The sequence below is a fragment of the Streptomyces sp. NPDC059398 genome (assembly GCF_042751845.1).
Lineage (GTDB): Bacteria > Actinomycetota > Actinomycetes > Streptomycetales > Streptomycetaceae > Streptomyces.
In genome coordinates this window covers 6,314-16,849 of the sequence record NZ_JBHYWP010000143.1, presented here as the reverse complement: position 1 = coordinate 16,849, position 10,536 = coordinate 6,314, and the positions used below count along the sequence as shown (strand labels likewise).

The following is a 10,536-nucleotide window of genomic DNA, read 5'->3' as shown; positions in this document are numbered from 1 at the left end:
CCCTCACCAATATCTTGATGCGGGCCGTTCCGTGGTGATACTGAACACCTTCACCGGTGTCCGATGATGGTGCGCGAGGGGGGATTTGAACCCCCACGTCCCTAAGGACACTGGCACCTGAAGCCAGCGCGTCTGCCGTTCCGCCACTCGCGCAAGTGGTGTATCCGAGGCCTTCTCACTGGTTTGTGCGACCGCCTGGCGACATCCGAAGATTAGCACGCTGGACAGGGTGGATTCACATCCGTTCCCCCGGGGACGGAGAGACGGCCGGTGCCCCGCCCCGTGGAACGGGGCGGCCCTCCCCCCACTCCTCCTCAGTGCACGCCGAGTGCGGGACACTGGTCAGGAGGCACCTCTACGATCCGTGTGAGAGGTGACACTTATCCACAGGGGAGACAAGGGGAACCAGCCGATTTCCCCGTGCGTGGATACGATCAGTAAGCAGTACCAGGACGACAACGTCGGAGGAGGTGCCTCATGGGAGTCATGAAGAAGTTCGAGCAGCGTCTCGAAGGTCTGGTCAACGGCACCTTCGCGAAGGTGTTCAAGTCCGAGGTCCAGCCCGTCGAGATCGCCGGTGCGCTCCAGCGCGAGTGCGACAACAACGCGACGATCTGGAACCGCGAGCGGACCGTCGTCCCCAACGACTTCATCGTCGAACTGAGCACACCGGACTACGAGCGCCTCAGCCCGTACTCCGGACAGCTCGGCGACGAACTCGCCGGTCTGGTCAGGGACTACGCCAAGCAGCAGCGGTACGCCTTCATGGGCCCGATCAAGGTCCATCTGGAGAAGGCCGAAGACCTGGACACCGGTCTCTACCGCGTCCGCAGCCGCACCCTCGCGTCGAGCACCAGCCAGCAGCAGGGACCCGCCGCACCTCCGTCCCACCAGCCCCAGCGGGACGCGGGCGGTTACGGCTATCCGCCGGCCGCCGCCCCTCCCATGCCCGCCGGGCCCCCGCCCGGAGCCCAGCGCCCGGCACCCGGCCGCGCACCCGCTCCGGGGCCCATGCCGAGCACCCAGACCCGGCGCTGGATCGAGGTCAACGGCACCCGCCACCAGATCTCGCGCGCCACCCTGGTCCTCGGCCGCAGCACCGAAGCCGATGTGCGGATCGACGACCCCGGCGTATCCCGTCGGCACTGTGAGATCCGCGCCGGTTCCCCCTCGACGATCCAGGATCTCGGTTCCACCAACGGCATCGTGGTAGACGGACAGCACACCACCCGCGCTACGCTCCGCGACGGCTCGCGGATCGTCGTGGGCAATTCCACCATCGTTTACCGGCAAGCCGAAGGGTGAAGCGGGGGCAATGTCAGAGCTGACCCTGACGGTCATGCGGCTAGGTTTTCTAGCTGTTCTGTGGCTGTTCGTGATCGTGGCCGTCCAGGTCATCCGCAGCGATCTGTTCGGGACGCGCGTCACGCAACGCGGCTCGCGCCGCAACGCGGACACCCGTCCCTCGCAGACCGCGCGGCAGCCCGCCACGCCGCCGCAGCAGCGGCAGCAGCCGGCCACCGGCCGCCAGCGCCGGGGCGCGCCCAGCAAACTCGTCGTGTCCGAGGGGTCCCTCACCGGCACCACGGTCGCGCTCCAGGGCCAGACCGTCACGCTCGGCCGGGCACATGATTCCACCATCGTGCTGGACGACGACTACGCGTCGAGCAGGCATGCCAGGATCTACCCCGACCGTGACGGCCAGTGGATCGTCGAGGACCTCGGTTCGACGAACGGCACCTATCTCGACCGGACCCGGCTGACCACCCCGACACCGATCCCGCTGGGCGCACCGATCCGCATCGGCAAGACCGTCATCGAGCTGCGGAAGTAGTCACGACAATGAGCGAGCGGAGCGAGCGAGCCGCACCGGTTCCGGCAACGGACCGGGGCGCGCTCCCGACCGGAGGGTGGGCAGTGTGGCTCGAGACCGGTTGTACCCGGAGCCGACAGGCGAGGTGCGCATGAGTCTGTCCCTGCGCTTCGCCGCCGGATCGCACAAGGGCATGATCCGCGAGGGGAACGAGGACTCGGGTTACGCCGGGCCCCGGCTCCTCGCCATCGCCGACGGAATGGGCGGCCAGGCCGCGGGCGAGGTCGCCAGCTCCGAGGTCATCTCCACGCTCGTCACCCTCGACGACGACGTCCCCGGCTCCGACATCCTGACCTCGCTCGGCACCGCCGTACAGCGGGCCAACGACCAGCTCCGCATCATGGTCGAGGAGGACCCCCAGCTCGAAGGCATGGGCACCACGCTCACCGCTCTTCTCTGGACCGGTCAGCGCCTTGGCCTCGTGCATGTCGGCGACTCCCGCGCCTATCTGCTGCGGGACGGCGTCCTGACACAGATCACCCAGGACCACACCTGGGTGCAGCGCCTCGTTGACGAGGGCCGTATCACCGAGGAGGAGGCCACCACCCACCCGCAGCGCTCCCTGCTGATGCGCGCCCTGGGCAGTGGTGAGCATGTCGAACCGGACCTCTCCATCCGGGAGGTGCGGGCCGGTGACCGCTACATGATCTGCTCCGACGGGCTCTCCGGCGTCGTCTCGCACCAGACGATGGAGGAGACCCTCGCCAGCTATCAGGGCCCCCAGGAGACGATCCAGGATCTGATCCAGCTCGCCCTGCGCGGCGGCGGACCCGACAACATCACATGCATCGTGGCCGATGTGCTCGACGCCGACACCAACGACACCCTGGCCGGGCAGCTCAACGACACCCCGGTCGTCGTCGGCGCGGTCGCCGAGAACCAGGCGGCGCAGCATGACGGCGGGGCCATGCAGACCCCGGCCGGACGGGCGTCGGGTCTCGGCCGCCAGGTGCCGCCGCCCGCGCCGGGCGGCTTCGGCCCGCCCGGAAGCGGCGACGGCTATGGCGGGACCCCCGACGGCACGTTCGGTGCGTACAGCGACGAGGACTTCGTCAAGCCGTCCGGCGGCCGCAAGTGGATCAAGCGGTCGCTGTTCGTCGTACTCGCCCTCGCCGTCATCGGCGGCGGGCTGTACGGCGGTTACCGCTGGACCCAGACCCAGTACTACGTCGGGTCCAACAACCAGAACGTCGCGCTCTACCAGGGCATCAGCCAGGACCTCGCCTGGGTCAAACTCTCGAAGATCGAGACGGACCACCCGGAGATCGAACTCAAGTACCTGCCGCCGTACCAGCGCAAGCAGGTCGACTCGACGATCACGGAAGGCAACCTCAGCCAGGCGAAGCGCAAGATCAGCGAACTCGCCGAGCAGGCCGGCGCCTGCAAGAAGGACGCCGAGCGCCGCAAGGTCGAGGACGAGAACAAGCCGAAGACGGACACGGGCAAGACCACCGGCACGTCGAGCACCCTCTCTTCCACCTCTTCCACCTCTTCCTCCAAGAGCCGGACCACCACGAAACCCAAGCCCAGCGCCACACCCACGCCCGGCCCCAGCCTCTCGGAGGATGAGCAGAAGCTGGTCCCGCTGTGCGGTAAGCAGTAGAGCCGTAGGGGGCCTTTCACCACCATGAGCGTTGTCACCAACACGACCACCATCGGCGCGATCGAAGCACCGAGCCGCCGCAACACCGAGCTGCTCCTGCTGGTGTTCGCCGTCGCCATCTCGGTCTTCGCGTACGCCAACGTGGGCCTCGCGATCAACGGCTCGCTGCCGGCGGGCATCCTCGGTTACGGGACGGGGCTCTCGCTGCTCGCGGCCGTCGGCCACATCGTGGTGCGTAAATTCGCGCGCTATGCCGATCCGCTGCTGCTGCCGCTGGCCACCCTGCTGAACGGCATCGGGCTGGCGCTCATCTGGCGCCTGGACCAGTCACCCAGGCTGATCCAGCGGGCCAAGTACGCCTTCGGAGGCTTCAGCCCGGACGCGCCGAAGCAGCTGCTCTACTCGGCACTCGGTGTCGCCCTCTTCGTCGTGGTCCTCGTTTTCCTCAAGGACCACCGGATCCTGCAGCGCTACACCTACATCTCCATGGTGACGGCGCTGGTCCTGCTGATCCTGCCGGTGTTCTTCCGCTCCGTGAACGGTGCCAAGATCTGGATCAGCATCGGCTCTTTCACCATTCAGCCCGGCGAGTTCGCCAAGATCGTCATCGCGGTCTTCTTCTCCGGCTATCTCATGGTGAAGCGCGATGCGCTTGCGCTGGCCAGCCGCCGCTTCATGGGGCTGTATCTGCCGCGCGGCCGTGACCTCGGGCCGATCCTCGTCATCTGGGCGATGTCGATCCTCATCCTGGTCTTCGAGACGGACCTCGGGACCTCGCTGCTCTTCTTCGGCCTCTTCGTCGTCATGCTGTACGTCGCGACGGAGCGCACCAGCTGGATCGTCTTCGGTCTGATCATGTCCGCCGCCGGAGCGGTCGGTGTGGCCACGTTCGAACCTCACGTCCAAGAGCGCGTTGACGCCTGGCTGGCGCCTTTCTCCAAGGCGACTCTGGCCCAGAGCGATCAGGTGGCACAGTCCCTGATGGCCTTCGGATCGGGCGGAACCCTCGGCACCGGGCTCGGCCAGGGCCACTCGGACCTCATCGGTTTCGCCGCGAACTCCGACTTCATCTTCGCCACCGTCGGCGAAGAACTCGGCCTGGCCGGAATGATGGCCGTCCTGGTGCTCTACGGCCTCATCGTCGAGCGTGGTGTGCGCACTGCCCTGGCCGCGCGAGACCCGTTCGGCAAGCTCCTCGCCATCGGCCTTTCCAGCGCCTTCGCCATCCAGGTCTTCGTTGTGGCCGGTGGTGTCATGGGCCTCATCCCACTCACCGGTATGACCATGCCGTTCATCGCGTACGGCGGCTCTTCCGTACTGGCCAACTGGGCCCTGATCGGCATCCTGATCCGGATCAGCGACACCGCAAGGCGCCCGGCCCCGGCCCCCGCCCCGTCCCCCGACGCCGAGATGACCCAGGTGGTCCGACCGTGAACAAGCCCCTGCGCCGGATCGCGATCTTCTGCGGTCTTCTCGTCGTCGCCCTGCTGCTGCGCGACAACTGGATCCAGTACGTCCAGGCCGACAGCCTCAACTCCCGCAAGGAGAACCGCCGCGTCGAGATCGAGCGCTACTCCCACGAGCGCGGCGACATCATCGTCGACGGGAAGGCCATCACCGGCTCGACGGAGACCAATGGCAGCGATTTCAAGTACAAGCGCACCTGGAAGGACGGCCCCATGTGGGCGCCCGTCACCGGTTACGCCTCGCAGGCGTTCGGCGCGACGCAGCTGGAGAACCTGAACGACTCCATCCTGACCGGCAACGACGACCGGCTCTTCTTCGACCGGACGCTCTCCATGTTCACGGGCGAGAAGAAGCAGGGCGGCAATGTCGTCACCACGCTGAACGCCGATGCCCAGAAGGCCGCCTACAAGGGGCTCGGCACCAAGAAGGGCGCCGTGGCCGCGCTCGACCCGAAGACCGGCGCGATCCTCGCCATGGCCTCGACGCCCTCGTACGACCCCTCGACGTTCGCGGGCAACTCCACGACCACGGACTCGAAGAACTACATCAAGCTCAAGGACGACAAGAACGAGCCGCTGCTCAACCGGGCGCTGCGCCAGACGTATCCGCCCGGCTCCGCCTTCAAGGTGGTGACCGCGTCGGCCGCCCTGGAGAACGGCCTGTACGACAGCGTCGACACCCCGACCAGGTCCCCGCTGCCCTGGCGGCTGCCGCTCTCCACCCACGACCTGCCCAACGAGGGCAATCTGCCCTGCAAGAACGCCACGCTGGTGAAGGCCCTGGAGGTCTCCTGCAACACGGTGTTCGGCAAGATCGGCGCCGACCTCGGTGACGACAAGATGCGTGCCGAGGCGGAGAAGTTCGGCTTCAACAGTGAGCAGTTCACGCCCACCCGCTCCAACGCCAGTGTCTTCTCCAAGGACATGGACAAGGCGCAGACCGCGCTCTCCTCGATCGGCCAGTTCAACACCGCGGCCACCCCGCTGCAGATGGCGATGGTCGCCTCCGCCGTGGCCAACGACGGCACGCTGATGAAGCCGTACATGGTCGACCGTCTCACCGCTCCGAACCTGGACACCGTCGCCAAGACCAACCCGGAGAAGCAGAGCGAGCCCCTGACCAAGGAGCACGCTCAGATGGTGCAGAAGATGATGGAGGGCGTGGTCGAGAACGGCACCGGCACGATGGCGAAGATCCCTGGCGTCACCGTCGGCGGCAAGACCGGTACCGCGCAGAACGGCATCAACAACAGCGGTAACCCCTACGCCTGGTTCATCTCGTACGCCAAGACCGATCAGGGTTCCCCGGTCGCCGTGGCCGTCGTCGTCGAGGACTCGGACGCCTCCCGCCAGGACATCTCCGGTGGCGGTCTCGCCGCCCCGATCGCCAAGAACGTCATGGCCGCCGTCATCAACAGCAAGAAGTGACGGCCGTGACGGAAGCCACACGACACCTGCGCGATACCGGTCCGGTATCAGCTGACGGTCGCGTCCCGATCATCCATCCGTGGCCGGTAGCGTATCCGCGAACAGCACACCGCCGGACCACCCCAGGGTGCGGTCGGGACATACGGAGAGGGCTGGATTAGCTATGGAAGAGCCGCGTCGCCTCGGCGGCCGGTACGAGCTGGGCTCGGTGCTCGGCCGTGGTGGCATGGCCGAGGTCTACCTCGCGCATGACACCCGGCTCGGCCGCACCGTCGCCGTGAAGACGCTGCGGGCTGACCTCGCCCGCGACCCGTCCTTCCAGGCCCGGTTCCGCCGTGAGGCCCAGTCGGCCGCCTCGCTCAACCACCCCGCGATCGTCGCTGTCTATGACACCGGCGAGGACTATGTGGACAACATCTCCATCCCGTACATCGTGATGGAGTACGTCGACGGGTCCACGCTCAGGGAGCTCCTGCACTCCGGCCGCAAGCTGCTGCCCGAGCGCACCCTGGAGATGACCATCGGCATCCTCCAGGCGCTGGAGTACTCGCACCGTAACGGCATCGTCCACCGTGACATCAAACCGGCCAACGTCATGCTGACGCGCACCGGCCAGGTCAAGGTCATGGACTTCGGTATCGCCCGCGCCATGGGCGACTCCGGGATGACGATGACGCAGACATCCGCGGTGATCGGCACGGCCCAGTACCTCTCCCCCGAGCAGGCCAAGGGCGAGCAGGTCGACGCCCGCTCCGACCTGTACTCGACCGGCTGTCTGCTGTACGAACTGCTGACGGTCCGGCCGCCATTCATCGGGGACTCCCCGGTCGCGGTCGCCTATCAGCACGTACGCGAAGAGCCCCAGGCGCCCAGCAACTTCGATCCCGAGATCACGCCCGAGATGGACGCCATCGTCCTCAAGGCCCTGGTCAAGGACCCCGACTACCGCTACCAGTCGGCCGACGAGATGCGCGCCGACATCGAGGCATGCCTGGACGGCCAGCCGGTCGCCGCGACCGCGGCGATGGGTGCGGCGGGCTACGGCGGTTACGACGCGGAGCAGCCCACCGCCGCCATACGGCAGCAGGACCAGGCCGACGGCCAGACGTCCATGCTGCCGCCGATCAACCCGGACGACGGCTACGACGACCGCCCCGACCGCCGGCGGGGCCGCCCCCAGAAGAAGTCCAACACTTCGACGATCCTGCTGATCGTGGCGGGTGTCCTGGTGCTGGTCGGTGCGATCCTCATCGGCAAAGCGGTGTTCAGCGGCAGCGGTGGCGACTCCGGCAAGGTCGCTGTGCCGCAGCTCGTCGGCGAGACCCTGGACAGGGCGAAGGACTCGGTCGCCAACTCGAAGCTGAAGCTCTCCATCACGGACCGGAAGCCCTGCGACAACGCGGCGAAGGGCACCGTCTGCAGCCAGGACCCGAAGTTCGGCGGCTCCAAGCTGGACCAGGGCGACACCGTCTCGGTCGTCGTGTCCACCGGCGCCCCGAAGGTCGACGTGCCCAACGTCAACGGCGACACCGAGGACGACGCCACCCAGCTCCTTGAGAGCAAGGGCTTCAAGGTGAACCCGCAGCAGGTCGAGTCCGAATCCGAGGAGGGCAAGGTCTTCGACCAGTCCCCGAAGGGCAACACCTCGGCCCAGAAGGGCTCCGAGGTCACGATCAAGATCGCGAAGTCGACCAAGGTCGATGTGCCTCCGGTCACGGGCCGCACCTTCGAGGACGCGTCCAAGCAGCTGACCGACGCGGGCTTCCAGGTCTCCCGGGCCGCCGACCAGGAGTCGGAACAGCCCCCTGGCACGGTCATCAGCCAGTCGCCTTCAGGGGGCCAGGCCAAGAAGGGCGCGACGATCACGCTGACGGTCGCCAAGGCCAAGGAGTCACCGGCGCCGACCGCGGTCCCCGAGGTCAGGGGCAAGAAGCTGTCCGAGGCGAAGCAGATCCTCAACCAGGCAGGCTTCACCAACGTCCAGGTCGCGGGCGGCAGCAACGGCGACGACAACGCGATCGTCACCGGCGCCGACCCCGGAGTGGGCACCCAGGAGGACGACCCGGGCAGCACCACCGTGACGCTCACCACGCTTGGTGGCGGCAACGGCCGCGGGAACCACGGCGGTAACAACAACAACGACGATGGCGGCGGGATCCTGGACGGCTGGCACTGACGGCTGAACCGGGGCACCGGCCACAAGCCACCAGTCACGGTTACCGCACCACCACGCACGGGCGAAGCCCCCGCCCCCGGCAAGGCTCCTGGGAAGGAGTCCAGCCGCTGGGGCCGGGGCTTCGCCCTTCGTCCGGCCGTGAAGGGTGAGGGGGCCGCCGCGTCGTTGCTTCAGGGGCCCGCCCGGCCGGGGGTCAGCGCAGCTCGGCCGGCGGGGTGCGCTTCGCGTCGACCTTCTCCGTACGCTCCAGCTCGCCCCACACGATGTACCGGTAGCGCGAGGTGTAGACCGGGGTGCAGGTCGTCAGCGTGATGTAGCGGCCCGGCTTCTTCTTGCCGGACTCCTTGGGCACCGGCTGGAGCACGTCGACGTTGTACTTCGAGGTCTGCCGGAGCTCCCTGAACACCTTGTAGATGTACCAGGTGTCCTTGGTCTCGAAGACGACCGGATCGCCGGTCTTCACCTTGTCGATGTTGTGGAACTTGGCGCCGTGCCCGTCGCGGTGCGCGGCCAGTGCGAAGTTGCCCGTCCTGTCGGAAGGGAGCCCCGCCTTGACCGGCTTCACGTAGTACCCGGCGACGCCCTCGTTCAGGATGCTGGTGTCGGTGCCCCGCCTGACCAGCACATCGCCGTTCTTCATCGACGGGACGTGGAGGAAGCCGATGCCGTCCTTGGTGTTCAGGGCACCGGGCCCGGAGCTGCCGTGCGACCAGTTGTCCCGGATCCTGTGGCCCTGGGCGGCGGCGTGCCGGTCGGCCACGACATTCGTCCACCACAGCGAGTAGACGACGAAGAGCCCCAGCACGAGACCCGCCGTGATGAGCAGTTCGCCGAAGAGACTGACCGCGGTCGCGATCGGTCCTCGGCCGGCGCCGCGGGCACGGGGTGTGGTCGTCTGTTCGTCCTGCTCGGTCGTCGATGCCACCGCACCTGTCCCCTGTTGTCCGTAACCGTTCAGCCTGCGGTCAGGGCTTCGGGCATCCCCTTGCTCCTTGGCCGTTCGTCAACCATCTTGCCCCACACGACCATTCGGTACGTACTGGTGAACTCGGGGGTGCAGGTGGTGAGCGTGATGTAGCGGCCCGGCCGGGTGAAGCCGGATCCCACCGGAACCGGCTGGATCACCGACACGTTCGACGGGGACGTCTGGGCGAGGTGGCTCGTCACCTCGTACGTGTAGTAGTCGTCCTGCGTCTCGACGACGACCTTGTCGCCGTCCTTGAGCTTGTTGATGTAGCGGAACGGTTCGCCGTGGGTGTTGCGGTGGCCCGCCAGTGCGAAGTTGCCCGTCTTCGCCGACGGCATCGCCGTCTTGAGCTTGCCCTCGCTGTAGTGGCCGACCATCCCGCGGTCGAGCACCTTGGTCTTGCTGACGCCCTCCGCGATCGGCACGACCACGTCCAGCTTGGGAATGTGGATGATCGCGAACCCCTGTCCGGGCTCGAAGGCACCGGGGGCGCCCTTCTTGTCGTCGCCCTTCGCCCAGTTGTCCTGGAGGCTGTGGGCCGTGCCGTTGGCCTCCTGGTGGGCACGTACGTTCGTCCACCAGAGCTGGTAGGTGACGAACAGCAGCATCAGCACGCCGAGGCTGATGAAGATCTCGCCGATCGCCCGGCTGGCGATGACCGCGGGGCTGTCCTTGAGCGCGCGGGCCGCGAGGCGCGCCTCCATCCGGGTGCGGGGGATGGCCGGGATGACGGGTTCGGCGGGGGCGGCGGGCGCGGTGCTCCTACGGCCCCGGCCTCTGGCCGCCCTGCGGCGCTCGGCACGGCCGCCGGTCGTCGGCACGGGAGGCCGGTCATCGGCCGCGGACGATGACGACGGGAACGGCACCTCGGATGACGACGGGGCTGCGGCGCCGCCGGTACTCGGGAGGGCCGATGCCCCGTCGTCCTGGATGACGGGGAGCACGGCCGTGCTGCCCTCCTGGTCGGGCGCCGGGGCCGGGGCCGGCTGCGGGGAGGAGGCCGGAGCCGGGGCCTGCCGGACG

Annotated in this window: 8 protein-coding genes and 1 tRNA gene; 6 read left to right on the top strand and 3 right to left on the bottom strand. The window is 67.7% G+C overall.

What is annotated here, in order from left to right:
• Window positions 1-67: 67 nt before the first annotated feature.
• Window positions 68-153, bottom strand: a tRNA-Leu gene (locus tag ACFXBC_RS33025).
• A 324-nt stretch (window positions 154-477) separates the two neighbouring features.
• On the opposite strand from ACFXBC_RS33025, the gene ACFXBC_RS33020 reads away from it, so the two are divergent.
• From ACFXBC_RS33020 to pknB, 6 genes are all read left to right on the top strand, one after another.
• Complete coding sequence (locus ACFXBC_RS33020) at window positions 478-1,305, top strand: FhaA domain-containing protein (protein WP_385033074.1); 828 nt, start codon at window positions 478-480, stop codon at window positions 1,303-1,305.
• A gap of 10 nt (window positions 1,306-1,315) precedes the next feature.
• Window positions 1,316-1,834: an FHA domain-containing protein gene (locus tag ACFXBC_RS33015; RefSeq protein WP_385033071.1), complete on the top strand. Its 519-nt coding sequence runs from the start codon at window positions 1,316-1,318 to the stop codon at window positions 1,832-1,834.
• Window positions 1,835-1,964: 130 nt separating this feature from the next.
• Window positions 1,965-3,476 carry a PP2C family protein-serine/threonine phosphatase gene (locus ACFXBC_RS33010; protein ID WP_385033068.1) on the top strand — a complete coding sequence of 504 codons (1,512 nt, stop codon included), beginning with the start codon at window positions 1,965-1,967 and terminating at the stop codon, window positions 3,474-3,476.
• A 24-nt stretch (window positions 3,477-3,500) separates the two neighbouring features.
• Entirely contained in the window at window positions 3,501-4,910 is a 1,410-nt protein-coding gene (locus ACFXBC_RS33005; RefSeq protein WP_385033064.1) for an FtsW/RodA/SpoVE family cell cycle protein, read from the top strand.
• Entirely contained in the window at window positions 4,907-6,370 is a 1,464-nt protein-coding gene (locus tag ACFXBC_RS33000; RefSeq protein WP_385033061.1) for a peptidoglycan D,D-transpeptidase FtsI family protein, read from the top strand. The genes ACFXBC_RS33005 and ACFXBC_RS33000 overlap by 4 nt, the downstream gene beginning before the upstream one ends.
• A 163-nt stretch (window positions 6,371-6,533) precedes the next feature.
• Entirely contained in the window at window positions 6,534-8,546 is a 2,013-nt protein-coding gene (gene pknB / locus ACFXBC_RS32995) for a Stk1 family PASTA domain-containing Ser/Thr kinase (protein ID WP_385033058.1), read from the top strand.
• Window positions 8,547-8,739: 193 nt separating this feature from the next.
• Here the strand turns inward: pknB and ACFXBC_RS32990 are convergent, their stop codons facing one another.
• Complete coding sequence (locus ACFXBC_RS32990; RefSeq protein ID WP_385033055.1) at window positions 8,740-9,471, bottom strand: class E sortase; 732 nt, start codon at window positions 9,469-9,471, stop codon at window positions 8,740-8,742.
• Between the two features lie 29 nt (window positions 9,472-9,500).
• Window positions 9,501-10,536, bottom strand: a 1,036-nt coding sequence (locus tag ACFXBC_RS32985) for a class E sortase (RefSeq protein ID WP_385033052.1), incomplete at its 5' end; no start/stop codon positions are given.

Excerpts from the sequence above, each read along its gene's own strand:
- ACFXBC_RS33020 (WP_385033074.1), top strand. The coding sequence starts at position 478 with ATGGGAGTCATGAAGAAGTTCGAGCAGCGTCTCGAAGGTCTGGTCAAC.
- ACFXBC_RS33015 (WP_385033071.1), top strand. The coding sequence starts at position 1,316 with ATGTCAGAGCTGACCCTGACGGTCATGCGGCTAGGTTTTCTAGCTGTT.
- ACFXBC_RS33010 (WP_385033068.1), top strand. The coding sequence starts at position 1,965 with ATGAGTCTGTCCCTGCGCTTCGCCGCCGGATCGCACAAGGGCATGATC.
- ACFXBC_RS33005 (WP_385033064.1), top strand. The coding sequence starts at position 3,501 with ATGAGCGTTGTCACCAACACGACCACCATCGGCGCGATCGAAGCACCG.
- pknB (WP_385033058.1), top strand. The coding sequence starts at position 6,534 with ATGGAAGAGCCGCGTCGCCTCGGCGGCCGGTACGAGCTGGGCTCGGTG.